At 67.9% G+C, this 24,056-nt stretch carries 23 protein-coding genes; 12 read left to right on the plus strand and 11 right to left on the minus strand.

Translation table 11 applies throughout. The annotated features are described in order from the left end of the window. Nucleotides 1-402 precede the first annotated feature (402 nt). From queC to Q8K84_RS13305, 3 genes are read left to right on the plus strand one after another with little or no spacing between them, the layout of a single operon-like run. The gene (gene queC / locus Q8K84_RS13295) at nt 403-1,134 is read left to right on the plus strand and encodes a 7-cyano-7-deazaguanine synthase QueC (protein WP_305283168.1); all 732 of its coding nucleotides are present in this window, start codon (nt 403-405) and stop codon (nt 1,132-1,134) included. Then, nucleotides 1,131-1,763, plus strand: coding sequence for a 7-carboxy-7-deazaguanine synthase (gene queE / locus Q8K84_RS13300; protein ID WP_305283169.1), 633 nt, complete (start codon nt 1,131-1,133; stop codon nt 1,761-1,763). The genes queC and queE overlap by 4 nt, the downstream gene beginning before the upstream one ends. A gap of 36 nt (nt 1,764-1,799) precedes the next feature. Further along, nucleotides 1,800-2,171, plus strand: a complete 372-nt coding sequence (locus Q8K84_RS13305) for a 6-carboxytetrahydropterin synthase (protein ID WP_305283170.1) — start codon at nt 1,800-1,802, stop codon at nt 2,169-2,171. Between the two features lie 60 nt (nt 2,172-2,231). Here the strand turns inward: Q8K84_RS13305 and Q8K84_RS13310 are convergent, their stop codons facing one another. The 4 genes from Q8K84_RS13310 to Q8K84_RS13325 all read right to left on the minus strand — a co-directional run bounded on the left by Q8K84_RS13310 (nt 2,232) and on the right by Q8K84_RS13325 (nt 5,007). Continuing rightward, nucleotides 2,232-2,459: a hypothetical protein gene (locus Q8K84_RS13310; RefSeq protein WP_305283171.1), complete on the minus strand. Its 228-nt coding sequence runs from the start codon at nt 2,457-2,459 to the stop codon at nt 2,232-2,234. Between the two features lie 61 nt (nt 2,460-2,520). After that, a complete protein-coding gene (locus Q8K84_RS13315) occupies nt 2,521-3,033 on the minus strand; it encodes a response regulator (protein WP_305283173.1) in 513 nt (170 codons plus the stop codon). Nucleotides 3,034-3,175: 142 nt separating this feature from the next. After that, nucleotides 3,176-4,294 (minus strand): chorismate synthase, encoded by a 1,119-nt coding sequence (gene aroC / locus Q8K84_RS13320; RefSeq protein ID WP_305283174.1) that lies wholly within the window; start codon nt 4,292-4,294, stop codon nt 3,176-3,178. Nucleotides 4,295-4,344: 50 nt separating this feature from the next. Next, a complete protein-coding gene (locus Q8K84_RS13325) occupies nt 4,345-5,007 on the minus strand; it encodes a DnaJ C-terminal domain-containing protein (RefSeq protein WP_305283175.1) in 663 nt (220 codons plus the stop codon). 108 nt (nt 5,008-5,115) lie between these two features. On the opposite strand from Q8K84_RS13325, the gene pdxH reads away from it, so the two are divergent. After that, nucleotides 5,116-5,784 carry a pyridoxamine 5'-phosphate oxidase gene (pdxH, locus tag Q8K84_RS13330; RefSeq protein ID WP_305283176.1) on the plus strand — a complete coding sequence of 223 codons (669 nt, stop codon included), beginning with the start codon at nt 5,116-5,118 and terminating at the stop codon, nt 5,782-5,784. Here the strand turns inward: pdxH and Q8K84_RS13335 are convergent. Then, nucleotides 5,765-6,385, minus strand: coding sequence for a TetR/AcrR family transcriptional regulator (locus Q8K84_RS13335; protein WP_305283177.1), 621 nt, complete (start codon nt 6,383-6,385; stop codon nt 5,765-5,767). The genes pdxH and Q8K84_RS13335 overlap by 20 nt on opposite strands. 97 nt (nt 6,386-6,482) lie before the next feature. Further along, a complete protein-coding gene (udk, locus tag Q8K84_RS13340; RefSeq protein ID WP_305283178.1) occupies nt 6,483-7,148 on the minus strand; it encodes a uridine kinase in 666 nt (221 codons plus the stop codon). A gap of 140 nt (nt 7,149-7,288) precedes the next feature. On the opposite strand from udk, the gene Q8K84_RS13345 reads away from it, so the two are divergent. The 3 genes from Q8K84_RS13345 (at nt 7,289) to Q8K84_RS13355 (ending at nt 12,473) form a co-directional block, all read left to right on the plus strand. Then, entirely contained in the window at nt 7,289-10,168 is a 2,880-nt protein-coding gene (locus tag Q8K84_RS13345; protein WP_305283179.1) for a long-chain-fatty-acid--CoA ligase, read from the plus strand. 98 nt (nt 10,169-10,266) lie between these two features. After that, a complete protein-coding gene (locus tag Q8K84_RS13350) occupies nt 10,267-11,370 on the plus strand; it encodes a YjgN family protein (RefSeq protein ID WP_305283180.1) in 1,104 nt (367 codons plus the stop codon). Between the two features lie 2 nt (nt 11,371-11,372). After that, a complete protein-coding gene (locus Q8K84_RS13355) occupies nt 11,373-12,473 on the plus strand; it encodes a M48 family metallopeptidase (RefSeq protein WP_305283181.1) in 1,101 nt (366 codons plus the stop codon). 8 nt (nt 12,474-12,481) lie between these two features. On the opposite strand, the gene Q8K84_RS13360 is transcribed toward Q8K84_RS13355, so the two are convergent. Both Q8K84_RS13360 and Q8K84_RS13365 read right to left on the minus strand, forming a co-directional pair. Further along, nucleotides 12,482-13,375 carry an MBL fold metallo-hydrolase gene (locus Q8K84_RS13360; RefSeq protein WP_305283182.1) on the minus strand — a complete coding sequence of 298 codons (894 nt, stop codon included), beginning with the start codon at nt 13,373-13,375 and terminating at the stop codon, nt 12,482-12,484. Beyond that, the gene (locus Q8K84_RS13365) at nt 13,372-14,301 is read right to left on the minus strand and encodes a hypothetical protein (protein ID WP_305283183.1); all 930 of its coding nucleotides are present in this window, start codon (nt 14,299-14,301) and stop codon (nt 13,372-13,374) included. Before Q8K84_RS13365 ends, Q8K84_RS13360 begins: the two co-directional genes overlap by 4 nt. 162 nt (nt 14,302-14,463) lie before the next feature. Between Q8K84_RS13365 and Q8K84_RS13370 the strand changes: the two genes are divergently transcribed. Next, nucleotides 14,464-14,616: a hypothetical protein gene (locus tag Q8K84_RS13370; protein WP_305283184.1), complete on the plus strand. Its 153-nt coding sequence runs from the start codon at nt 14,464-14,466 to the stop codon at nt 14,614-14,616. Between the two features lie 95 nt (nt 14,617-14,711). Here Q8K84_RS13370 and Q8K84_RS13375 read toward each other — a convergent pair whose 3' ends face one another. Continuing rightward, nucleotides 14,712-15,119, minus strand: a complete 408-nt coding sequence (locus tag Q8K84_RS13375; RefSeq protein WP_305283185.1) for a TIGR01244 family sulfur transferase — start codon at nt 15,117-15,119, stop codon at nt 14,712-14,714. A gap of 97 nt (nt 15,120-15,216) precedes the next feature. Here Q8K84_RS13375 and Q8K84_RS13380 point away from each other — a divergent pair, with 97 nt between their 5' ends. Both Q8K84_RS13380 and Q8K84_RS13385 read left to right on the plus strand, forming a co-directional pair. Further along, entirely contained in the window at nt 15,217-16,140 is a 924-nt protein-coding gene (locus Q8K84_RS13380; protein WP_305283186.1) for an ABC transporter permease subunit, read from the plus strand. Beyond that, on the plus strand, nt 16,137-17,045 hold the full coding sequence (locus tag Q8K84_RS13385; protein WP_305283187.1) for an ABC transporter permease: 909 nt from the start codon (nt 16,137-16,139) through the stop codon (nt 17,043-17,045). The genes Q8K84_RS13380 and Q8K84_RS13385 overlap by 4 nt, the downstream gene beginning before the upstream one ends. Nucleotides 17,046-17,248: 203 nt before the next feature. On the opposite strand, the gene Q8K84_RS13390 is transcribed toward Q8K84_RS13385, so the two are convergent. After that, the gene (locus Q8K84_RS13390) at nt 17,249-17,797 is read right to left on the minus strand and encodes a hypothetical protein (protein ID WP_305283188.1); all 549 of its coding nucleotides are present in this window, start codon (nt 17,795-17,797) and stop codon (nt 17,249-17,251) included. Nucleotides 17,798-17,843: 46 nt separating this feature from the next. Here Q8K84_RS13390 and Q8K84_RS13395 point away from each other — a divergent pair, with 46 nt between their 5' ends. After that, the gene (locus tag Q8K84_RS13395; RefSeq protein ID WP_305283189.1) at nt 17,844-19,460 is read left to right on the plus strand and encodes a peptide ABC transporter substrate-binding protein; all 1,617 of its coding nucleotides are present in this window, start codon (nt 17,844-17,846) and stop codon (nt 19,458-19,460) included. Between the two features lie 294 nt (nt 19,461-19,754). Then, entirely contained in the window at nt 19,755-22,688 is a 2,934-nt protein-coding gene (locus Q8K84_RS13400) for a TonB-dependent siderophore receptor (RefSeq protein WP_305283191.1), read from the plus strand. 391 nt (nt 22,689-23,079) lie between these two features. Here the strand turns inward: Q8K84_RS13400 and Q8K84_RS13405 are convergent. Next, nucleotides 23,080-24,056: class I SAM-dependent methyltransferase (locus Q8K84_RS13405; RefSeq protein WP_305283192.1), on the minus strand; the 977-nt coding region annotated here is incomplete at its 5' end.

The raw sequence follows: 24,056 nt of genomic DNA on the forward strand, positions 1-24,056 counted from the left end.
GCCCGTTGTTTTGAATGTGAGCAGGAGCCGCCCATGGGGAGGGGCGGTTCAGGGCCGGGAACCTCGTTCCAACCGCCGGATCAGTCAAACTTATCTGCGTTCAGGCGACAATTAGGGCGACGGTTTGCGCTTGGCGTGGCGAAAATACCGCGCTTTCAAACAGGCTGCACAAAACCGACCGACGTTATCCGGATATCTCCTGTCCCGCTAACCGATTCGCGCCCGTGTGCTGGAGAGTCTTTAGCACACCTGATATTCAAATCATCTCGAGAGACTGCGTGTTGTATGCGCCGTCTGCGCCGCGTGGGGGACTCGGTGGTCGTCTGACCGAGCCGGGGCCAGCGCCGCGCCCCAAGGGGTCGGAGGCTTCCCCTTGCGCGCCGGCTCGCGCATATGGAGGGCATGATCGATACCGACCGCGACCGGCGCGCCCTGGTGCTGTTTTCCGGGGGACAGGACTCCTCGGTTTGCCTCGCCTGGGCCCTGGCCCGCTATGACCATGTGGAGACTGTGGGCTTCGACTACGGCCAGCGCCATGCCGTGGAGATGCAGGCCCGCCAGGTGGTGCGCCAGGCCATGGGGGCGCAGTTTCCTGACTGGGCCGGACGGCTGGGTCCTGACCATCTGATCGACCTGACCGGCTTTGGCGCCATCGCCGAGACCGCCATGACCGCCGAACGGGCCTTCGAGGTCACCGACAAGGGATTGCCCTCGACCTTTGTTCCGGGCCGGAACCTCGTCTTCCTGACCTATGGCGCGGCCCTGGCCGATCGCCGCGGCGCCCGCGATCTCGTGGGCGGCATGTGCGAGACCGACTTTTCCGGCTACCCCGACTGTCGGCGGGACACGATCGAGGCCCTGGAACATGCGCTCAATCTCGGCATGGCGCAGGACTTCCGAATTCAGACGCCGCTGATGTCGCTCACCAAGGCGCAGACCTGGGCGCTGTCGAAGGGGCTTGGCGGGGAGGCCCTGGTGGCGCTCATCTGCGAGGAGAGCCACACCTGCTATCGGGGTGAACGTGGCGTGCGTCATGCCTGGGGCTACGGCTGCGGCGACTGTCCGGCCTGCGACCTGCGGGCCCGCGGCTGGGAGACGTGGGTGGCGCAGGATCGCCCGGAGCTTCTGGCGTGAGCTATTCGGTCAAGGAGATCTTTCTCACCCTCCAGGGCGAGGGCGGCCAGGCCGGGCGGCCAGCCGTCTTCTGCCGCTTTGCGGGCTGCAATCTGTGGTCTGGCCGCGAGATCGACCGCGCCCATGCGGTCTGCACCTTCTGCGATACGGACTTCGTGGGGATGGATGGTCCCGGGGGTGGGCGGTTTGCCGATGCAGAGGCCCTGGCCGACGCCGTGGCCAGCGCCTGGGCCGGGGGAGGGGACCATCGCCTCGTGGTCTGCACCGGCGGCGAGCCCTTGCTGCAGTTGGACGAGCCGCTGATCGCCGCGCTTCACGCCCGGGGCTTCACCATCGCCGTGGAGACCAACGGCACCCTTGCGGCGCCGGCCGGCATCGATTGGATCTGCGTCAGTCCCAAGGCCCAGGCGCCGCTGGCGCAGATGTCAGGCCAGGAGCTGAAGCTGGTCTACCCCCAGCCCGGGGTCGATCCGCAGCGGTTCGCGGCGCTGGATTTCGAACGCTTCTACCTGCAGCCCATGGACGGGCCAGACCGCAGCGCCAACACCGAGGCGGCGATCGCCTATTGCCTCGCCCACCCTCAGTGGCGTTTAAGCGTGCAAACCCACAAATATCTGGGCATTCCCTGACGGCCGGTTGGCTGAACGGATCGCCTGAGCGCGGCAATGACATCGCATATTTTTGAGATCACCAAGGTCGCGACCTTCGATGCGGCCCACTACCTGCCTGACGGTCCGGCGCAGAGCCCGTATACGCGCCTGCATGGCCATTCCTTTCAGGTGGAGGCCACCGTCACCGGAGCCCCGCAGCCGCCGGTAGGTTGGGTCGCCGATCTGGCTGAACTGGACGGCGCGCTGCGGGCTGTCGCCCTGGAGCTGGATCACGGCCTGCTCAACGAGAGGCCGGGGCTGGAAAGCCCGACCCTGGAGAACCTCTGCCTCTATTTCGCTGAGCGGCTTCAGGCGCAGTTTCCGGGCCTGTCGCGCATCAAGGTCTCCCGCCCGACCATCGGTGAGAGCTGCGCGCTGAATATCTAGGGCGCGTTCGGTAGTGGTGGGAGTCGGCCCTAGGGCGGGACGCGCTTAAACTGCTGAAATCTAGCGGTCTTTGCGACGCTTGTGGTCGTCGTCATCGTCATCATCGCCCCCAGGGATGACGGCGCCCGCGACCATGCCCACGCCCTTGGCTGTGGCTCCCACCGCGGCGCCGGTGACGCCGATCGCGACGCCGGCCGTCGTGCCAACGACGGCGGCCGCTAGGCAGCCCGCCTGGGTGAGCGCCAGCGCCCCGATCAGGCTGAGGCGAAGAAGCAGTGGCGCAGTCATGGTGAATCCCCAGGGTCAGCCCCCAGAAGACCCATAAATCATAACCAAATGGTGGCGATCCTCAATCCAGCTGATGGGAAAGGGCGACCGCCGCGTCCCCCTGGCGGCGCCAGGGTCCGGCGAAGGACGGATCTGCCCGCCGGCGGCGGTCGGGTCCAAAATAGTCCTGGGTTCGGATGTAGGGCCGCGGATATTCGACAATGCGGTTCAGCCGTTCCAGCACGCCTCGGGCGGTCAGCGGCTTGGCCAGGAACTCATTGACCCCGGCGTCCCGCGCTTCAGCCACCCGGCGCATGGTGGAGTGGCCCGTGATCATGATGACCGGGACCATCTGATTGGGGCTGTCTGGGGAGTTGCGCAGCAGCCGTACGAAATCGATGCCATCCAGCGGCTGCATCGACAGGTCAGTCATGACGATATCGATGGCGTGATTGCGCAGTTGCTGGAGCCCCTCAGCGCCGTCTGCGCCCTCATGAATGTGCACGACGCCGATGGCGCGCAAAATCTCGGTCAACAGCACCCGCATGTGGTGGTTGTCGTCGACGAGCAGAATCCTGAGCAGTTCGTATCGCAAAGTGTCCGTCTTTCGCGGTCAGGTCACATAAGGACCGGCGGGCCGCCGGTTCGCGAGGCGGCCCATTTCAGGCAAGTCCCCTGCGCGGTCAATCTGAAAACCGTCGATTTTTGACCTCGGCGACAAACCCTGAGTTCGATAGCTAGAGTGTCGCGCCCGGTGAAAATCGCGCCTCGCCCATCTGACCCCTGTGGCGCAGGTAGGCGTCGGCCAGGACGCAGGCGACCATGGCCTCAACCACGGGAACGGCGCGGATGCCGACGCAGGGATCGTGACGTCCCTTGGTGCGCAGTTCGATCTCCTGGCCAGCCTCGTCCAGGCTGCGACGCGGCGTCAGGATCGATGAGGTCGGCTTGAAGGCGACGCGGGCGCTGACGGCCTGGCCGGTGGAAATCCCACCCAGGACGCCGCCCGCCTTGTTCGACAGGAAGACCGGCAGGCCATCATTGCCCATCCGCATCTCGTCAGCGTTCTCCTCGCCCGAAAGAGCTGCGGAGGCGAATCCCGCTCCGATCTCGACGCCCTTGGCGGCGTTGATCGACATCAGCGCCCCGGCCAGTTCGGCGTCGAGCTTGCCATAGATCGGCGCGCCCCATCCGGCGGGGACCCCTGTGGCCTCCACCTCGACGACGGCGCCTGTCGATGAGCCTCCCTTGCGAACCTGTTCCAGATGAGCCTCCCATACGGGAACGGTCTCGGGGTCAGGGCACCAGAAGGGGTTGTTGCGGGTCTCGTCCCAGTCAAGGCGGCTGCGGTCGATCTGGTGAGGGCCGATCTGGACGACGGCGGCGCGGATGGTGACGCCTGCGAGGATTTTCCGCGCCACGGCGCCGGCGGCGACCCGCGCGGCGGTCTCCCGGGCTGAGGCGCGTCCGCCGCCACGGTAGTCGCGGACCCCATACTTGGCGAAATAGGGGTAGTCGGCATGGCCGGGTCTGAACGCCTGGGCGATCTCTGAATAGTCGCGGCTGCGCTGGTCGGTGTTGTCGATCATCATCGAGATCGGCGTACCGGTGGTGACGGGGCCGCCGGTGCGGTCGTCCTCGAACACGCCCGACAGGATGCGCACTGCGTCCGGCTCCTGGCGCTGGGTGACGAACTTGCCTTGGCCAGGCCGCCGCTGGTCGAGCCAGACCTGGATGTCTTCCGCCGTCAGCGGGATCCCCGGCGGGCAGCCGTCGACCACGCAGCCGAGCGCCGGCCCGTGGCTTTCGCCCCAGGTGGTCACGCGGAACAGGTGGCCGAAGGTGTTGTGCGACATGGGGCGCTTCTATCGGAACCGGGCGCGGGTCACAAACTCACGCCACCCCATCACGCCGCCCAGGCGGCGGCGAACTGGCGCAGCAGCACCCGCGCGGGGCTCTCGGCCCGGGCGGCCCCCGCGGCCAGCCGCACGAACAGGTCGCCCTGCCGCCGGCTGTCCCGCTCGGGAAGACCCTCGCCCGGCAGCCGCACCAGGGCGCGGGCGGCGGCCTTGCGGCTGACCCAGACGGTGCGCTCGCCGCGCGGGGTTGCGACCGACAGCCGCCCGCCGTCGGTCAGAACGGCCGGATCGACCTTGACCGTGATCCACAGGTCATCGCCGCGCACGATGGCGGCGTCGCCGCGAATGGTCACCTCGAAGGCGTCCTGCCCGGCCCGGACCCGGTCGCCGGGGCGCAGGCCGGGGGGCAGCTGGATCTTCAGCCGCCGCCCGCCAGGGGCGTCGACGACCGCCTCGCCGCCGAGCACGGCGGCGTCGGGGGAAATCTCGATCACCAGCCGCACGGGGGCGGTCGGCGGGATGGGCGCCAGGCCCCAGGCGACCGGTTCGAGCGGTTCCTCGCGCAGGACGCGGTAGGCTTCCATCACCTCGCGAAAGGCCAGAGGATCGCCGCCGCGGTCGGGGTGGCAGCGCTTGGCGGCTTCGCGGAAGGCGGCGCGCAGGGCATGGCCGTCCGCGCCCGGTCCGACCCCGAGCCGTTCGCGCGCCATCCGCGCGGTCATCCTGCGCCCGTCCCCGGTCATCGGCGCCAAGGTGAACGGACAGGGTCAATGGTCAGTTAAGCTGAATCCTCGCGCGCGCCGCGCTATAGGAAGTCCATGAGCGACAAAGCCGACCTGATCCCGCCGTCTCCCGCCGAGGACGACTACGTCCGCCAGGTGACCGAGGCCGAGCCTCTGCCCCTGTTGCCGGAGGCCGACCCGCTGGCCCTGTTCGAGACCTGGCTGACGGCGGCGCACAAGTCCGAGCCCAACGACGGCAACGCCATGGCCCTGGCCACGGTGGACGAGTCGGGCCTGCCCGACGTGCGGATGGTGCTGCTCAAGGGCATCGACGCCGGCGGCTTCGTCTTCTTCACCAACCTGCAAAGCGCCAAGGGGCGGGAGCTGGCGTCCCATCCCTCGGCGGCCCTGCTGTTCCACTGGAAGTCGCTGCGCCGCCAGGTGCGGGTGCGCGGGACCGTTGCGCCGGTGAGTGACGCGGAGGCCGACGCCTATTTCGCCACCCGCGCCCGTCCGGCGCAGATCGGCGCCTGGGCCTCCGACCAGTCGCGGCCGATGAAGGATACGCTGGAGCTGGGCAAGCGGGTTGCCGAGGCCGGCCTGAAGTTCGGCCTGGGCAAGGTGCCGCGGCCGCCGCACTGGTCGGGTTTTCGCCTGACCCCGCAATCCATCGAGTTCTGGCGCGACCGGCCCTTCCGCCTGCATGAGCGGCTGGTGTTCGAGCGCCAGGGTGAGGGGTGGGGAACTACGCGGCTTTTCCCCTGACCGCGTAGCGGGCGAGGAAGGTCTCGACCGCCTCGTGCACGATCGTCTCCAGGGGCCGCACGGGCATCACGTGGTCGCCGGCCACCAGGCCCAGCACCAGGGTGGCGTGCTCGATCATCCCCTGCAGCTGGCCGGCGGCCCAGGAAGGCTTGTCGATGGCGATCTCGCCGATGCGGGCCAGGTCTCCGACGACGGCCAGCAAAGTGCCGCCCAGCGCCATCCGGGCATGGTCGCGGAAGTGGTCCGCCAGGCCGGGGAAACGCCGCCGCTCGGCGATCACCATGCGGAACAGGGCCCGGGAGTCCGCCGCGCAGTACAGCTCGGCGTAGGCCATGCCGAAGGTCCGCAGCCGCGCGCGGGCGTCGCCCTGCGCCTCGGCGGACTGCCGCACCCGGTCGGCGATGTCGGCCAGCGCGGCCTCGACAACGATGCGGAACAGATCGGCCTTGCCGGGGAAGTGGGCGTAGAGGGTGGCCGTGGAAACGCCGGCGCTGCGGGCCACCGATTCCATGCCCGCCTGGGAGAAACCGTCCCGGGCGAAGATGACCCTGGCCGCCCTCAGAACCAGTTCGCGTTTTCGCTCCGACCGGGATTCACCCATTACCGACGCCGTCATGTCCCCTCGGAAAACGCTGTCACCAACTCAGCCTATAGGGGAAAAATTCAACCTCGCAAGGACAACCGCTCCTGACAGGGCGTCAGGCCGCGTAGGTGCGCAGCAGCGGGTGGCTGAGAACCGGGGCCAGCAGGCGGTCGAATTCGGAGGGATCGTCCGGCACGACCGCGCCGCGATCATCGGCGATGACGATGTCGGCCCGCCGACGGGAGGGCTCGATCAGCCGCTCGTGCGCCGGCCGGACCGTGGCCAGATACTGCTGGATCACCGAGTCCGCCGTGCGGCCGCGCTGCGCCTGGTCGCGGATCAGCCGGCGGATGAACCGCACGTCCGGCGGGGTATCGACGAACACCCGCAGGTCGAACAGCGCCGCCAGCGCCTCGGTGCACAGCAGGTGCGCGCCCTCGACCACGATCAGGGGCGCGGGGGTGATGGTCGCCACCGGGTCCAGTCGGCGGTGGGTCTCGAAACAGTAGAGCGGGGCCTGAACCGTCTCGCCGGCGCGCAGGGCGGCCAGGTGCTGCGCCAGCAGGCCGTGGTCCTTGGCCGAGACGTCGTCGAAGTCGAAGCTGGCCGCGTCGAACCCGGGTTTGCCGCCATGATCGCCGTAGTAGGCGTCCTCGATGACCAGGGTCACCGTCCCGGCGGGCAGCCGCGCCTCGAGCGCCGTCGCCAGGGTGCTCTTGCCCGAACCGGACCCTCCGGAAACGGCGATCAGCAGCGGCGGTGGGGCGGGGGGTTCGCTCATGAGGACCTATCGGCCACAACCGGACGGATTTGCCAACGGTCGGCATGGTGAATATTCGCTCTCCGCGCGCCGCGCGTTGCCCGAGCGGCCGGGCGCCGCTAGGGTCGTCGCAGCAAGGAAAACAAGGGGGAGACGCGGCCATGCAGGGCCTGATGCAGCAGTCGGCGCTGACCGTCGACACGGTCCTGGATCACGCCAAACGCTGGCACGGCGACCGCGAGGTCGTCAGCCGGTCGGTCGAGGGACCGATCGTGCGGACCACCTATGGCCAGATGCACGACCGCGCCAAGCGAGTCTCCAACGCGTTGCTGGGCCTCGGAATCCGGCTTGGCGACCGGGTCGCGACCCTGGCCTGGAACTCGGCCCGGCACATGGAGGCCTGGTACGGCATCATGGGCATCGGGGCGGTCTGCCACACGCTCAATCCCCGTCTGCACCCCGACCAGATCGCCTGGATCATCCGCCACGCCGAAGACCGCATCATCTTCGTCGACCTGACTTTCGTGCCGATCCTGGAAGAGATTCTCGCCAACTGCCCGTCGGTCGAACACGTCATCGTCATGACCGACCACCAGCACATGCCGGCGTTCCAGCTCCGCGGCGTGCCGACCCTGAACTGGAAGGGCGCCCACACCTACGAGAGCCTGGTGGAGGGCAGCAGCCCGGACGTCGCCTGGGGCGGTTTCGACGAGAATACCGCCTGCGGCCTCTGCTACACCTCGGGCACGACCGGAGACCCCAAGGGCGTTCTCTATTCGCACCGCTCCAACTACATCCACACCCTGGTGGGCTTGCAGCGCGACGTGCTGGGCATCTCGGCCCTCGACACCGTCCTGCCGGTCGTGCCGATGTTCCACGCCAACGCATGGGGCATCGCGTTCGCCGGCCCGGCCGTGGGCGCCAAGCTGGTCATGCCCGGCTCGAAGATGGATGGCGAGTCGATCTACGAACTGCTGGAGGCCGAGGGCGTTACCTTCTCCGCCGCCGTGCCGACCGTCTGGCAGATGCTGCTGCAGCATCTGGACAAGACGAACAGCAAGCTCTCGACCCTCAAGCGCGTGGTCATCGGCGGCTCGGCCTGTCCGGAGGCGATCATCCGCGGCTTCCACGACCGCTACGGCGTCGACGTGCTGCACGCCTGGGGCATGACCGAGACCTCGCCGCTGGGCACCTTGGGCTCGCCCAACGCGCGCATCGCCGGCCTCTCCTACGACGAACGCCTGGCCTACCAGCTCAAGCAGGGCCGTCCGCCGCTGGGCATCGACCTGAAGCTGACCGACGACACCGGCGCGCGCCAGCCGCACGACGGCCGCACCTTCGGCAACCTGAAGGTCAGGGGCCCGTTCGTGGTGCGCGAGTACTTCAAGGGCGCCGGCGGCCGGATTCTCGACGACGAGGGCTATTTCGACACCGGCGACGTGGCGACCATCGACCCTGAAGGCTTCATGCAGATTACCGACCGCGCCAAGGACGTGATCAAGTCCGGCGGCGAGTGGATCAGCACCATCGACATCGAGAACATCGCCATGGGCCACCCCAAGGTGGCGCTGGCGGCGGTGATCGGCGTGCTCCATCCGAAGTGGGACGAGCGGCCCCTGCTGCTGATCAAGCTGAAGGACGGCGAGAAGGCCACCAAGGAGGAGATGCTCCAGTTCCTGGTCGGCAAGATCGCCAAATGGTGGATGCCCGACGACGTCGCCTTCGTCGATGACATCCCGCTGGGCGCCACCGGCAAGATCGACAAGAAGCTGCTGCGCGAGCGGATGAAGGACTATGTCCTGCCCGCGATCCCGATCCTGGCCGCCGCCGCGGTGGCCGAGCGGGCCGCTCCTGATCCGGTGCTTCACGCGCCGGAGGACGACTCGGGAAAATCTGAGGCCCCGGCGAGCCCGTCATTCGCCGGGGCCGATGAGCCCATGGACGCAGAATTCGAGGACATCCTGCCCGCGGCCGCTCCGGAGGCCGAGGCGCCGGCGCACGACCCCGCGCCGGCCGAGCCTGAGGACAGCCCCAAGCCTGAGGACAGCAACGGCGAGGTTCCGCCGCCGCTGTCCGGCATGCCAGACATGACGCCGATGGGTGCGGCGGCGGCCAGTCCGGCCGGCGAGGCGCCTCTGGCTGTGAAGGCCTCGCCGACCAAGGGACCGGCGCTGAAGAAGGCCGACGACGCTCCGCTGTTCATCTCGCCGATGACCGGGCAGCAACGGCGGCCCAAGGCCAAGCCGAAGAAAGGCTGGGCCGACAGCTATCTGGACCTCGCCCTGCTGGTGGCGCTGGCGCCGGCGGCCATGGCCCTGGCCGGGGCTCTGGCCACGCGGTTTGGCCTGATCACCCAGGCCCAGGGCTTCGACGCCATGCTGATTCAGGGACCCACCGAGACCCTCGGCTGGGCGCCGGCGATCGCCCTGGTCGGGGTGCTGACCGGCCTGATTGGCCTGCTGGTCGCGGCCTTCGCCGGCTTCTCGAGGCTGTGGGGCAAGGCGGTGCTGGCCCTGGCCATCACCCTGCTGACCTGGGCGGCCGTCATCGCCTTCGGGGCGATGGGCAACCGCGTCCCGGGGGTCCACGACGTGGCCACCGACTGGTCCGAGCCGCTGATGTTCTCGCCCACGGTGCTCAAGGCCCGCGGGCCGGACGCCAACCCGGTCGATCCCTCGCCGATCCTGCCCATCGGGTCGAAAATCTATGCCGGCCGCTCCCTGGCCGAGGTCAACGCCGAGACTTGCCCGGCGGCCCGGCCGGTGACCGTGGCCGTGCCGGCGGACCAGGCCTTCGCCCATGTGAAGTCGGCCATCGAGGGGGCGGGCCTGTCGATCGTCACCGCCGACCCCGCGTCGGGCCGCATCGAGGCGACCGCCGTCAGCCTGCTCTACGGCTTCAAGGACGACCTGGTGGTGCGGGTGCGGGCCGACGGCGCCGGGTCACGCATCGACCTGCGCGCCGTCCGCCGCCTGGGCGCCAGCGACATGGGCGCCAATTGCCGCCGCATCGAGAGCCTGGCGACGGCGATTACGGGTTAGCCCGACTGACGCGACGAGAAAGATCGACCGGTCGTGCAGCCGACGGTTGACGTCGGCGCTGCAGCCCTGACACTTGGCGGACACTGGGGCGGGGTAGCATGCAAGATCAGACTGAAACGTCGGAAGGTGAGACGCTCGCCTTCAGCGAGACCCTCGATGTGCGGTCCTTCCTGGGCCTGAGTCTCAAAAACGGCCTGCTCAACCTCATCACCCTGACCCTGTATCGCTTCTGGGGCCGGACCGAGGTCCGCCGCCGGGTGTGGTCGCATGTGAAGCTGAACGGCGAGGCCTTCGAATACACGGGCAAGGGGCGCGAGCTGTTCATAGGGTTCCTGATCGCCCTGTTCACGGTCGGTCTGCCGTTCCTTGTCATCGTTGGCGGCGCCCAGTTCCTGGGTCCAATGTACGCCCTGCTGATCATCCTCCCGCTCTATCTGGGCCTGCCCGTCCTTGTCGGGGCGGCGATTTTCCTGGCCTTCCGCTACATGGCCAGCCGGACGGTCTGGCGCGGGGTGCGTTTCCACCTGCGGGGATCACCCTGGGACTACGGGCTGGCCAACCTCGGCTACGGCCTCCTGGTCGGCCTGACCTTGGGCTGGTTCCAGCCCGCCGCGTCCATGCGCCTGGCCGAGAAGATGTGGGGCGGGTTGAGCTTTGGCAGCCTCAACCTGCGCTGGGTTCCGCGCGCCAGCGACGGCATCTACGGCCCGTTCGCGATCGGCTGGATCGGCTTCGTGATCGGCTATTTCGTGTTCATCGGCGCCTACATGGGCCTGATCATGACGTCGGGCCTGCTGCCTACGCCGGCTGAGGGGGGCGAGGCCCCTGCACAACCGACATTCGTCTTCATGCTGGTCACCTATGCCGCCTTCTTCGTCTTCGCCCTCTACATGTTGCTGGTCTTCGCGCCCTATCAGGCGGCGCTCCTGCGGGCGATCATCGGTTCGCTGAAGATCGGCGACGCCCGGTTCGAGCTGAAGCTGAAGACCCTCGACCTGCTGGGCCTGACGGTCAGCAACATCATCCTGGTGGTCGTCAGCCTTGGCTTCCTGTCGCCGTTCGTTCAGGCGCGCACGGCCCGGTTCATGATCCGCCGCCTGTCGGCCGTGGGGACAGCCCCCCTCGCGGACGCGCGCCAGGCCCGCAAGGGACCGGGGTCGGGCGAAGGTCTCGCCGACGCCTTCGGCTTCTCGCCGATCTGACCATGCAGGGCGAATATTTCGACGGCCTGACCTCCCGCAAGCACCATGTCGAGGTGTCGGTGGTCGCGGGCGAAATCCTGGGCCAAGGCCCGGGTGTTTCCTTCCGCTGGCCGCTCAAGGGCATTCGCCTGATCGAGGTGAGGGACGGTCGGGTTCGTTTGGCGCCGGCGACCGGCGATGGCCGCCTGATTCTCCAGGCCGCCGACTGGGAGGCGGCGAGCGGCCTCTCGGTGACCCGCGTCCAGCGCGCCGCCCTTCGCAAGGAAGGGTGGCTGGTGGGCGTGCTGGCGGTGGTCGGGATCAGCCTGACGCTGGGCGTTTTCGTCGGCATTCCGATGGCGGCCCGCCCGCTCGCCCGGGCAACTCCGCTGGAGCTGGAGGCGTCCATGGGGCGCAACATGTCCAAGCAGCTGCAGATTGCCTTCAAGCCCTGCACCGGGGACGCCTATGGGCAGGACAGTCTAGACGCCCTGACCAGCCGGCTGGCGCGTGACGCGGACATGCCGTTCCGCATCGCGGTCATTCCGGTGCATGCGCCGATGATCAACGCCTTCGCCCTGCCGGGCGGCACGATCCTGGTCACCGACGACCTGATCGCCGGCGCCCGCTCGCCGGATGAGCTGGCCGGGGTGCTGGCGCACGAGATCTCTCACATCGAGAAACGCCATGTGATGGAGGCCGTCTGGCGCTCCCTCGGGGTCGGGCTGGTGCTGGACACGGTCGTCGGCGGCGGCTCGGGCGCAGGCCAGCAGGCGGTCCTGCTGGCGAGCAGCTTCACCGAGCAGCGCTACAGCCGCACCCTGGAGCGTGAGGCGGACGATCGGGCCTTCGAACTGTTGGCGGCCAACGGGATCTCCTCGGCCGGCATGGCCGACTTCTTCGAGCGGCTGGCCGACAAGACCGCGCCCGAACAGGTCAACGCCGCCGCCGAATGGTTCGCCACCCATCCTGACAGCGGCCGGCGCGCCAAGGCGGCGCGGGCGCGGGCGAAGGCCGGGATGCCCGCGCTTTCAGCGTCCGAATGGGCCGCGGTCCGGCAAATGTGTCCCAGATCCCCGAACAAGCCCAAGCCGCCCTGGCCTCTGCGCCGCAAGGGCGGCTGATCAGGCCGCTACGCTGCCGGCCGGAAATCACTGTCCAGGCCGGGCGGGCCCTCGCACAGCACGCGGCCTTCCTTCACCAGCTGGATAATGTGGGCCATCACCGAGTGCGCGGCGGCGGCGTGCAGGCGGCTGTCGACGTCCTTGTAGAGCACCGGCACCATGGCCTTGATCCGCGTCTGGCCCGAAGCCAGCGCGGCGAGGATCTGCCCCTCGCGGGCGCGACGGTGGTCGATGTAGGCCTGGACGAAGGGGGCCGGCTCGGTGACCGGCGGGCCGTGGGTCGGCCAGAGGGTCGCGAAGCTCCGCGCCTTGATGCGCTCCAGGCTGGCGAAATAGTCACCCATGTCGCCGTCCGGCGGGCTGATCACCGTGGTCGACCAGCCCATGATGTGGTCGCCGGAGAACAGGGCGTTCTCCTCCAGCAGGGCGTAGCAGATGTGGTTGGAGGTGTGGCCGGGCGTCGGGATGGCCTCGATGGTCCAGTCGCCGCCCTTGAATACCCCGCCGTCGCACAGGCCCACGTCCGGCCGGAACACCCGGTCGTCGCCCGCCTCCATCCGCACTTCCGACTCGGTGGCGAGCCCCTGCTGCGCGCAGGCGTAGATCACCGCCCCGGTCCGCGCGGCCAGCGGCCGGGAGAGGGGCGAATGGTCCATGTGGTTGTGGGTGACGAAGATGTGGCTGATCCGCTCGCCGGCCGTCGCCGCCAGGATCGCCTCCAGGTGGTCGTCCATGTCCGGCCCGGGATCGATCACGGCCACCTCGCCGTTGCCGATGATGTAGGTGCCGGTGCCCCGAAAGGTGAACGGCCCGGGATTGTTGGCGACCACGCGGCGGATCATCGGCGTCAGCCGGTCGCAGACGCCGTATTCGAACGTGATGTCGCGGACGAACGGGATCATGCGCCCCCCCTCGCGGATTCGCCGTTAATCATAGCCAGAAACGCACGCGACAGTCTCGCTATGGCTTGCATCTTTTGCGTCCAGGGCAGGCGCAGGGGCGGCATGTCGGTCTTGTTGACGTCGACGATGTAGAGCCGGCCGTCCGCCGAATCCCTGAGAATATCCAGTCCGCCCCAGTCGAGCCGCATGGCCGCGCAGAACCTTTCGATGACCGCCAGTTCCTCCGGCGAGAAGATGTCCCCGGGCCGATGCAGCGACACGGAGGAATTGTAGTTGGCGAATCTGTCCCGGACAGGGCGGCGCTTGATGAACACCATCACCGGTGTCCCGCCGACGCAGGGCGTGCGCAGATCGACCACATGGCCGCCATCGACGGTGTCGATCACCCGCTGGTAGACCCGGCCCGGCGCGGCGGGGCAGGGCCCCTGGACGATGCGGCCGTCGTGGGCGCCGTTGCCCTCGCCCTTCTCGACCACCGGCCCGGTCCAGGTCATCGGGTTAACGGTGAGGGGATAGCCGAACACAGCTTCGAACACCCTGGCCACATGGCTCTTGGAGACGTCGGTGCAGTCGAAGTTGAACCGCTGCGGCACGTCGCAGGCAGGCGGGCGGCCGACAGTGGAATCCTCGAAATAGACGGCGGCCTGGGCGTCGCCGGGCGAGCGGGCGATGCGGACCCCGCCCCAGAAGACCGCCAGCCCGAGCAGGTACCAGGGGCGAGGGGCGTTTGGCGTGAACCAGACTTTCGGACCGGGGCGCGTGAGGCGGGTCCACAGCCCCATCAGCCGCACCGGCACGTAGTAGCCGAGCCAAAGTCGAATGTCGGTGAACAGGGCGCGGTCGAGCGCCAGGTCGGCGCCCGTGGCGCGAACCTTCACCCGTCCACCCTCGACGTGGAAATCGGACGACCATAGCGTCCCGCTCATACAAACCTCTCGCCGCCCCCGCGGCCGTCTCGACGCGTCTAACTAGTGTAATTTCGATCACAGACAAACGACCAGTCCGTGACAGCGCCGTGACCGCGCGACCGTCCGTCGCGGCGCCCGTCTTGCGCTGGATCCCGCGTGACAGGACGGCAGGAGGCCGAAATGGCTGCGGACGCGGCGATCTTTGTATCAAAACGGCTCCAGAGGGCGGCGTTCGCCTTCCTCTGTCTCGTCGCGGCCCAACTGGTCCTGGCCAGCTGCGAGCCCGAACCGGTCGCCATGGGCGCGGCCAGGGTGACGCTGGGGGGATTCTAGCGCGGGGACATGTACCGCCTTCGGTACGTGTCCCCTTTGTCCGGCTGTTCAGCACGCTGTTTGGGGACACGCACTGAAGTGCATGTCCCCGAGGCCTACCCCAGCACCCCCGACAGGTCATACCCGGCGCCGCGCCCCAGCGCGGCCAGCTCGCTGCGTGACCGCACCCCCGACAGGGCCTGGCCGAGCGACCAGGTCACGATCGAGCGCGTCCCTGACCGGCAGAAGGCCAGCACAGGCCCGTCCGCGTCCTCGATGGCCACGCGGTTGGCGGTGACCTGGTCCTCGTTCGGCGAACTCACCACCGGGATGTGCACATAGTCCATCCCCGCCGCCCGCGCGGCGGCCTCCATCTCCGCGCTGGTCGGCTGGCCCTCGACCTCGCCGTCGGGGCGGTTGTTGATCACCAGGGTGAAGCCCTGGGCGGCCGCGGCGGCCATGTCGGCGGGCTCGATCTGCGGGCTGACGGAGAAGTCCTCGGTCACGCGCCTGAATTCGGTCATCTCTGGTTCATCCGGGGTGGGGTTTCGTTGACATCATCCAAGGTGGATGGAAGTTTCGCAACGCCTTTGCGGACCTGCCCGCGCGAGTGAGCCGACGATGCTGCGTCTTTTGTTCCGCCGTCTGCTCGTGGCCATCCCGACGCTGTTCCTCGTCATCACCATCGCCTTCTTCATGATGCGCGCGGCGCCGGGCAGTCCGTTCGTCAACGAACGCCAGCTGTCGCCCGAGGTCGAGAAAGCCGTGATGGCCGAGTTCGGCATGGATAGGCCGCTGGTCGAGCAGTACGTCAACTACCTCAAGGGCGTGGCGGTCGGCGACTTCGGCCCGTCGCTGAAGTACCGCGGCCGGACGGTCGTCGACATCCTCAAGGAAAACTACAAGGTCAGTCTGAAGCTGGGCCTGTCCTCGATCCTGCTGGCCGCCCTGATCGGGGTCAGTCTCGGGATCATCGCGGCGCTCAGACAAAACAGGATGGCCGACTACCTGACCATGGCGGTGGCCATCCTGGGGGTCTGTATTCCCACCTTCGTCACCGCGCCGCTGCTGGTGCTGGCCTTCGCCTCCAGGCTGGGCTGGCTGCCCACCGCGGGCTGGAACGATGGGGCGTTGCTCAACATGGTCCTGCCGGTGACGGTGCTGGCCCTGCCGCAGATCGCCATTATCTCGCGCCTGACCCGGGCGGGGATGATTGAGGTGCTGCGCTCCAACTACATCCGCACCGCCCGGGCCAAGGGCCTGCCCGAGAGCCTGATCGTCCGCAAACACGCCCTGAGGGCGGCCATCCTGCCGCTGGTCAGCTATCTGGGCCCGGCCTGCGCCGGCCTGCTGACCGGCTCGCTGGTGGTCGAGAAGATCTTCAACCTGCCGGGCCTGGGGAAGTTCTTCGTCATGAGCGCGCTGCAGCGGGACTACACCGTGGTGATGGGCATGGTTATCGTCTACGCCCTGCTGATCCTGGCGCTGAATCTGATCGCCGACATGCTCTATGCGGCGCTTGATCCCCGGGTGAGGCTGTCGTGAGCGCCGCCGACATGATCCCTGGTTCGCCCTCGCGGCGCGCGCTGATCGAGAACGCGGTCAAGGGCCGGTCCCTGTGGGACGACGCCCGCCGTCGCCTGCTGCGCAACAAGGCCGCCGTCACCGGCATGATCGTGCTGGCGCTGATGGTGGCGCTGGCGATCGTCGGGCCGTTCTTCGTCTCGTTCAACTACGACACGGTGACCAAGACCGACGTCTGGATGAAGCCCCTGACCGGCGGCCATCTGCTGGGCGCCGACTCCCTGGGCCGCGACCTGCTGGCGCGGCTGCTGGCGGGGCTGGGCGTGTCGCTGGCCATCGGGGTGGTGGCCACCAGCGTCTCGCTGGTCATCGGCGTCGCCTGGGGCGCCGTCGCCGGCTATGTCGGCGGCCGGATCGACGAGATCATGATGCGGATCGTCGACACCCTCTATTCCCTGCCGTTCATCTTCTTCGTCATCCTGCTGATGGTGACGTTCGGGCGGAACATCTTCCTGATCTTCCTGGCCATCGGGGCGGTCGAGTGGCTGACGATGTCGCGCATCGTGCGCGGCCAGACCCTGTCGCTGAAGAGCAAGGAATTCATCGAGGCGGCGCGCGCCGCGGGCCTGTCTTCAGGCCAGATCATCTTCCGCCACATCGTGCCCAACCTGCTGGGCCCGGTGGTGGTCTATGTGACCCTGACCATCCCCGCTGTGATCATCGCCGAGAGCTTCCTGTCGTTCCTCGGCCTGGGGGTCCAGCCGCCGATGGCGTCGCTGGGCACCCTGATCGCCATCGGCGCGCAGGACATGGAGCTGGCGCCCTGGCTGCTGGTCTTCCCGTCGGTGACCATGGTCGTGACCCTGATGGCCTTCAACTTCATCGGCGACGGGCTTCGTGACGCGCTCGATCCAAAGGATCGATAGTGTCCGGGTGTTCTCAGGCAGGACGGGCGCGGTCGCCGACCGGGTTCCTCCCCCCAGGGGGAGGTGGCCCGGCGAAGCCGGGACGGAGGGGGGCATGTGATGTGGCCAACGCCCCCCTCAGTCAGCCCGGCGGGCTGACAGCTCCCCCGGGGGGGAGCGACCAAGCCCGCGTCTTGCTTGAACGACGGGGCGTCCAAACCGACCTAGTTGTCGCGATGAACCCGGATCTGCATCTGGCCGTCGACCTTCATGAAGAAGCTGCCCATGGTCGCGGTGCGGATTTCCACGGTCGAGCCGTGCTTCGGATCCTTGAACATCCGCTTGGTGTCGATCTGCCGCCAGACGGCCCCGTCGGTCAGCTTGATGACCCACTTGCCGTCGGCGCCCATGCGCGCCGAATCGACCGTGGCGGTGAGGCGATCCATCTCCTCGGGCTTCTCGCCGGCGGTCATGAAGGCCGGCATCCTGAAGTCAAAACCGAAGGCCGCCCGGCGCGCTTCCCGCACCTGGGCCCGGTCGACCACCACGACGTCGCCGGCCTTTTCGGCCGCGTCCAGCGTCGCCGTCGCCGCGTCGTAACAGGCCAGGCGTTCGGTCGGATCGGGCAGTTTGCGGCAGTCGACCACGGCCTGCAGCGGGGCGGCGCGGCCGGGGATTCCCTCGGCCGCGAGGGCCGGGCTCCCCAGCACGAGCACCGCCGCTCCCGCGGCCAGGACGATGCCGGATCTATGGCGCAAGGCGAGCGATGACATGGACGACTCCCGAAATTCTTCTGCCGCCATTGAAAGGCCGGGCCGCGTGATCCGCAATCTCTTCCTCGCGGCCCTGGCCGTCGCGGGCCTGGCGTCCTGTGGACCCTCGGGTCCGAACCGGCCGCCGTGCCCGGCGGGCAAGGTCTGTCTGCACTACGGCAATACGTCCGATCCGGCGACCCTTGACCCGCACCTGTCCACCGGCACCTGGGAGGATCGGATCCAGAGCGACATGCTGATCGGCCTGAGCCAGTCGGGCCCGGACGGCAAGCCGATTCCCGGCATGGCCGAGCGCTGGGAGATCAGTCCCGACGGCCTGACCTGGACCTTCCATCTGCGCCAGGCCCTGTGGTCGGACGGCGTTCCGGTGACCGCCGACGACTTCGTCTTCTCGTTCCGCCGGCTGCTCGATCCCAAAACGGGGTCTGAATACGCCTCGGTCTTCTATCTGGTGAAGGGCGCCCAGGCGGTGAACGAGGGGACGGCCCCGCTCGAGACGCTCGGCGTCACGGCGCTGGACGCCAGGACCCTGCGGGTCGAGCTGAACCATCCCGCGCCCTACCTGATCGAGCTGGCCAAGCACCACACCATGTATCCCCTGCCCAAACATGTGGTCGAGCGGTGGGGCAGGGACTGGATCAAGCCGGAGCACTTCGTCGGCAACGGCCCCTATGTGCTCGTCGCCTCCAGGCTCGGCGACTATGTGAAGGTGGTGAAGAACCCGCGCTTCTACGAGGCGGAGACCGTCTGTATCGACGAGGTCTACTACTACCCGACCACCGATGCGATTTCCGCCGAGCGGCGGGTGTTTCGCGGCGAGCTGGACATCAACACCGACATCCAGTCGAACCGCATCGCCTACCTGCGCGAACGCAAGCCGGAGTATGTGCGGACCAACGTCTGGCTGGGCGTCGCCTATGTGGCCTTCAACACCAATTCCAAGGCCGGCTTCCCCGCGTTCAGGGACCGGCGGGTGCGCCAGGCCCTGGCCATGTCCATCGACCGCGAGTTCATCGCGGGCAAGCTTCTGCGCGGCGGGCAGCTGCCGGCCAACACCTTCGTTCCGCCCGGCGTCGCCAACTATGCCGGCGCGGAGCCGCCCTTCTGGGCCGCCTGGCCGCTGGCGAAACGGCAGGCCCAGGCCCGCAGGCTGCTGGCCGAGGCGGGTTTTGGCCCGGGGCGCCCGCTGAAGTTCGAGATCAAGCACCGCAACACGCCCGATCCCATGCTGTTCATGTCGGCGATCCAGGCCGACTGGAAGGAGATCGGGGTGCAGGTCACCCTGGCCCAGCAGGAGGGCCAGATCGCCTACGCCGACTATCGCGCCCGGGCCTTCCAGGTGGCCGACGCGGCCTGGATCGCCGACTACAACGACCCGACCAGCTTCCTCGACCTGCAGCGCTCGTTCTACGGGCCACAGAACTATGGCGACTACAACAATCCCGAATACGACCGTCTGATGGCCCTGGCCGACCAGGAGCCGGACGCGGCCAGACGCGCCGCCTACATCGCGAAGGCCGAGCACATGATGCTTGAGGACGCCCCGGTGGCCCCGGTCTACTTCTATGTGAACAAGAACCTGGTCAGTCCGGGAATCACCGGCTGGGTGGACAACCTGCTGGATCATCATCGCACCCGCTGGCTCTGCACGAAGCCTCACTGACGGGGGAGAGCGATTCGCCCACGGAGGGATTTGCGGGTCGGTTCTCGCCGCAGGGGGGTGTCAAGCGATGAATCTCCGCCCCACCAAGGCCTTGAGGCCGCCTTGCTGTTGCCAAAGTGCGACAATGCGGCGCCCGTAACGTGACGGTCCTGTAATGGTCGTTGACCGCACTTTGAGTGGAGAGCAAGGATCGCTGCTAACCGGTCGCCTCGTGCGTCCGGATGCCTATTCGTCCAGATTTTAGAGGGGGCGCGTTACCGGAAATCCGGGTCGCGCTGAACCGGAGGGAATAAGTTGAGGCTCCAAAACACGCGCGGTCGCCTGCTGGCGTCCACCATCATCTGCGGTGCGGCTCTTGCCGTTTCCGCTCCTGCCTTCGCGCAGGAAACCGACGTCGGATCCGTCGTCATCACCGGTTCGCGGATCCCGCAACCTAACCTGGTCGGCACCAGCCCGGTCACCCAGGTGACGTCGGAAGACCTCACCACCGCTGGCGTGACCCGGGTCGAAGACCTGATCAACTCGCTGCCGCAAGCCTTCGCGGCCCAGAACTCGTCGGTCTCGAACGGCGCCTCCGGCACCGCGACGGTCGACCTGCGCGCCCTTGGCTCGGTCCGCACCCTGGTGCTGATCGACGGTCGCCGGATGGGCTACGGCTCGCCGAACGACGCCGCCGCCGACCTGAACCAGATTCCGGGCGGCATGGTCGAGCGCGTTGAAGTCCTGACCGGCGGCGCCTCGGCCGTTTACGGTTCGGACGCCATCGCCGGCGTCGTGAACTTCATCATGAAGAAGGACTTCGAAGGCGTTCAGATCGACGCCCAGTACTCCTTCTACCAGCACAACAACGACTACGACGGCGTGGGCAACCTGCGGTCGGTCATCGCCGCCCGCGCGGTGGGAAACCCTTCCCAGTTCCAGCTGCCCGACGACAACGTGATCGATGGCTACGGCAAGGAAGTCACCCTGCTGTTGGGCGTCAACGCGCCGGATGACCGCGGCAACCTGACCGCCTACGTCACCTACCGCAACAACGACGCGATCCTGCAAGGCGACCGCGACTACTCGTCCTGCGCCATCGCCATCCCGGCGGCCGCGACGCCAAACAACTTCACGTGCGGCGGATCGAGCACGGCCTTCCCGGGCCGTTTCACCGACTTCGCCACCTTCGACTTCACGATCAACCCGGCCACGGGCAACACCTTCATGAACTGGTCCGGCGCCCGGGACCAGTACAACTACGGTCCGCTGAACTACTACCAGCGTCCCGACGAGCGCTATTCGCTCGGCGTGATGGGCCACTACGAGATCAATGAGCACTTCGACGTGTTCACCCAGCTGATGTTCACCGACTATTCGACGGTCGCCCAGATCGCGCCGTCGGGTGACTTCTTCAGCACCGCGACGATCAACTGCGGCAACCCGCTGCTGTCGGCCTCGCAATCAGCCGCCATCGGCTGCTCGGCCCTGAACATCGCCAACGACGATTCGACGTCCATGTATATCGGTCGCCGGAACGTTGAAGGCGGCGGACGTCAGGACGACCTGCGCTACCAGTCGTTCCGTGGCGTCATCGGCGTTCGCGGCGCGATCTCGGACGGTTGGAACTACGACTTCGCGGCCCAGTACAGCCGGGTCCAGCTGTCGCGCGTCTACCGCAACGACTTCTCGGTCACGCGCCTCGGCCGCTCGCTGGACGTGGTTGACGTCGGCGGCACCCCGACCTGCCGGTCGGTTGTCAACGGCACTGACCCGAACTGCGTGCCCTATGACATCTTTACCCTCGGCAACGTGACGGACGACGTCCTCTCGTACCTGCAGACCCCGGGCCTTCAGACCGCCTGGACGACGCAACAGGTCGTGACCTTCGCGGTCAACGGCGACCTCGGCAGCCTGGGCCTGCAAAGCCCCTACGCCGACCGGGCCTTCATGACCGCCTTCGGTGTCGAGTACCGCCGCGACGGCCTGAACTCCGAGACCGACAACGCCTTCTCGACCGGCGACCTCGCCGGCCAGGGCGGCGCCACCATCGGTCTGGGCGGCTTCACCGAAAACTACGACATCTTCGCCGAAGTCGTGCTGCCGCTGATCGAAGGCAAGGAGATGGCTGAACTGCTGTCCCTGGAACTGGCCTACCGCTTCTCCGACTACGGCAGCGGCGTGAACACCGACACCTACAAGATCGCCGGTGACTGGGCTCCGACCTCGGACGTGCGCTTCCGCGCCAGCTACCAGCGCGCCGTGCGGGCGCCGAACGTGATCGAACTGTTCACGGCCCAGGGCCTGAACCTGTTCGACATTGACGGCGACCCCTGCGGTCCGGTCACTCCGGGCGTGTTCGCGGCGACCCTGGCCCAGTGTCAGGCCACGGGCGTTCCCCTGGCTCAATACCAGAGCGCGGCGCTGACCAGCCCGGCCGGCCAGTACCAGTTCCTTCAGGGCGGCAACGGGGCCCTGGAGCCGGAAACGGCGGACACCTATACCTACGGTGTCGTGCTCACGCCGAGCTTCATCCCTGGCCTCAGCGTGTCGATCGACTACTACGACATCGAGGTGATCGGCCTGATCGGCACCGTCGGGGCGGACATCACCCTGGACGCCTGCTACCAGGACAACGATCCGGTCGCCTGCGCCCGTATCAACCGCAGCCCGCTCGGCCAACTGTGGGTCGGCGGCGGCTTCGTTACGGACACCAACACCAACATCGGTGGTCTCCACACCTCCGGCATTGACGTGGTGGGCAACTACCGCTTCAGCCTCGACGCCATCGGCATGACGGACATGGGCGGCATGTCGCTCAATTTCGTCGGCTCCTGGCTTGAGCAGCACGTGACCGATCCGGGTTCGGGCGCGGCCACCTTCGACTGCGTCGGCTTCTACGCCTGCGCCGGCAACACGCCGCGTCCGGAATGGCGTCACCGCGCCCGCGCGACCTGGGAAACCCCCTGGGATGCGTCGATCTCGCTGACCTGGCGCTACACCGGTGAAGTTGAAATCGGCGATCCCACCCGGATCGACAACGTCTTCGAGGCCGAGAACTACTGGGACATCTCGGGCAACTGGGAAGTCAAGGACGGCGTGGTCTTCCGCGGCGGCATCAACAACGTGTTTGATGATGATCCCCCGCTGTCGCGCAGCGTCGGCACCACCGGCAACGGCAACACCTACCCGCAGACGTACGACTCCTTCGGTCGCTACATCTTCATGGGTGTGACGCTCGACTTCTAAGGCCCAACGGCCTTCGAAAGATCTGGGGCGGCGGACTTGGGTCCGCCGCCCTTTTTCTTTGGAGAGTTCATCCGCGGGGACATGCACTTCAGTGCGTGTCCCCCACGCCAAGGCAGGGCCATCGCATAGGGACTGGCCGGGCGCGACGGCCCTCCCTTCCTCCTCGATGGAGGAAGGGCCGGGGATGGTGGTGTGGCCACGGTCGTCAGGGGAATGCTCGAAATTGGCGTCGGCGCCTTGCGGAACCCTTCGCCCATGCCGGGCCGCCACACCACCACCCAACCCTCCTCCATCGAGGAGGAGGGCTTTTCATGGGCCGCATCAGCCATATGCGATTGCCCTGCACGCAAGGGGACACGCACTGAAGTGCATGTCCCCTCCGACCGGCGCCCTATTCCCTCCGCAGCCCGACCCGCCAGGCGACCAGCTCTCCGCGGTCGTCGCGCGCTTCGGAACGCTCGGTCGGCGTCAGGCCGGCGCGAGCGGCTCGCTGAAGGAAGGTCTCCAGGGCCGCCCCGTCCATCGCCGCGCCGAGCTGGCTGCGATGGCGCTGACGCCAGGAGGCGTTGCCGAATTCGAACGCGTCAATGCGCGCCAGCGCGCTCGCCGGATCGTAGGCCGCGATCCGTTCGGCGAGATCGGTCAGATACCCGACCAGATATCGCGCCGGCGCGAACGCTGGTGTGGACTCAAGCCGGCCGGCCGTTCGCCGGACAGCCTCGCGAAACGCCTCCTCGGCCGCCCGGGTCGCGTCCGCGGGCAGGCGGTTCAGGTGCGCATTGAAGGCCCGGCGCGCCTGACGAATGACCCCGCCGTCCCCGAACACCCGGTCATAGGCGGCCGCCTGCCCGGCCGTCGACCGGGTGATGGCGCTGTCGGCATGGTGGATGAGCATCAGGGCCTGGCCGCCGGGCTTCAGGACGCGGGCCAGTTCAGCGAGGGCCTGTCGCGTGTCGGCATACTCGATGCCGAACTGGGATGAGGCGCCATCGAAATGGGCTGATGGAAAGGGCAGCTTTTCCAGCGCGACCGAGCCCATCAGCACGCACCCGGATGCGCCCGGGCCGCCCGGTGCGGCAAGCTCGGCATGGTCCACGCCGATGACCTCGAACGACTTGCCCGCGGCGCCCCCCGCGGCGCTGGCGAAGGCGGCGACCTGGCCTCCGCCCGTCGCCAGATCGAGCAACCGCGCGCCGGCCGGAAACGCGCCGAAATAGCCCAGCCAGACCGACGCGGCGTCAAACGCCTCGCGGCCCGGACCCGCGCCGATCGTCATGACCTCGGGGTGACCGCCGCGCCAGTACTCGGTCCACTGCCAGCCGGGCCGTTTGGCGGGCGTCGGGGCTCGACTCATCAGCGCTCCTTGGG

The sequence above is a fragment of the Phenylobacterium sp. genome, assembly GCF_030679875.1.
Classification (GTDB): Bacteria; Pseudomonadota; Alphaproteobacteria; order Caulobacterales; family Caulobacteraceae; genus Phenylobacterium.

What these genes read in the sequence shown, in the direction of transcription:
- Q8K84_RS13305 (WP_305283170.1), top strand. Translation starts at nt 1,800, where the DNA reads ATGACATCGCATATTTTTGAGATCACCAAGGTCGCGACCTTCGATGCG.
- Q8K84_RS13380 (WP_305283186.1), top strand. Translation starts at nt 15,217, where the DNA reads ATGCTGCGTCTTTTGTTCCGCCGTCTGCTCGTGGCCATCCCGACGCTG.
- Q8K84_RS13365 (WP_305283183.1), bottom strand. Translation starts at nt 14,301, where the DNA reads ATGAGCGGGACGCTATGGTCGTCCGATTTCCACGTCGAGGGTGGACGG.
- Q8K84_RS13325 (WP_305283175.1), bottom strand. Translation starts at nt 5,007, where the DNA reads ATGGCGCGCGAACGGCTCGGGGTCGGACCGGGCGCGGACGGCCATGCC.
- udk (WP_305283178.1), bottom strand. Translation starts at nt 7,148, where the DNA reads ATGAGCGAACCCCCCGCCCCACCGCCGCTGCTGATCGCCGTTTCCGGA.
- Q8K84_RS13360 (WP_305283182.1), bottom strand. Translation starts at nt 13,375, where the DNA reads ATGATCCCGTTCGTCCGCGACATCACGTTCGAATACGGCGTCTGCGAC.
- Q8K84_RS13335 (WP_305283177.1), bottom strand. Translation starts at nt 6,385, where the DNA reads ATGGGTGAATCCCGGTCGGAGCGAAAACGCGAACTGGTTCTGAGGGCG.
- Q8K84_RS13370 (WP_305283184.1), top strand. Translation starts at nt 14,464, where the DNA reads ATGGCTGCGGACGCGGCGATCTTTGTATCAAAACGGCTCCAGAGGGCG.
- Q8K84_RS13390 (WP_305283188.1), bottom strand. Translation starts at nt 17,797, where the DNA reads ATGTCATCGCTCGCCTTGCGCCATAGATCCGGCATCGTCCTGGCCGCG.
- Q8K84_RS13345 (WP_305283179.1), top strand. Translation starts at nt 7,289, where the DNA reads ATGCAGGGCCTGATGCAGCAGTCGGCGCTGACCGTCGACACGGTCCTG.
- aroC (WP_305283174.1), bottom strand. Translation starts at nt 4,294, where the DNA reads ATGTCGCACAACACCTTCGGCCACCTGTTCCGCGTGACCACCTGGGGC.
- Q8K84_RS13310 (WP_305283171.1), bottom strand. Translation starts at nt 2,459, where the DNA reads ATGACTGCGCCACTGCTTCTTCGCCTCAGCCTGATCGGGGCGCTGGCG.
- Q8K84_RS13375 (WP_305283185.1), bottom strand. Translation starts at nt 15,119, where the DNA reads ATGACCGAATTCAGGCGCGTGACCGAGGACTTCTCCGTCAGCCCGCAG.
- pdxH (WP_305283176.1), top strand. Translation starts at nt 5,116, where the DNA reads ATGAGCGACAAAGCCGACCTGATCCCGCCGTCTCCCGCCGAGGACGAC.
- queC (WP_305283168.1), top strand. Translation starts at nt 403, where the DNA reads ATGATCGATACCGACCGCGACCGGCGCGCCCTGGTGCTGTTTTCCGGG.
- Q8K84_RS13355 (WP_305283181.1), top strand. Translation starts at nt 11,373, where the DNA reads ATGCAGGGCGAATATTTCGACGGCCTGACCTCCCGCAAGCACCATGTC.
- Q8K84_RS13350 (WP_305283180.1), top strand. Translation starts at nt 10,267, where the DNA reads ATGCAAGATCAGACTGAAACGTCGGAAGGTGAGACGCTCGCCTTCAGC.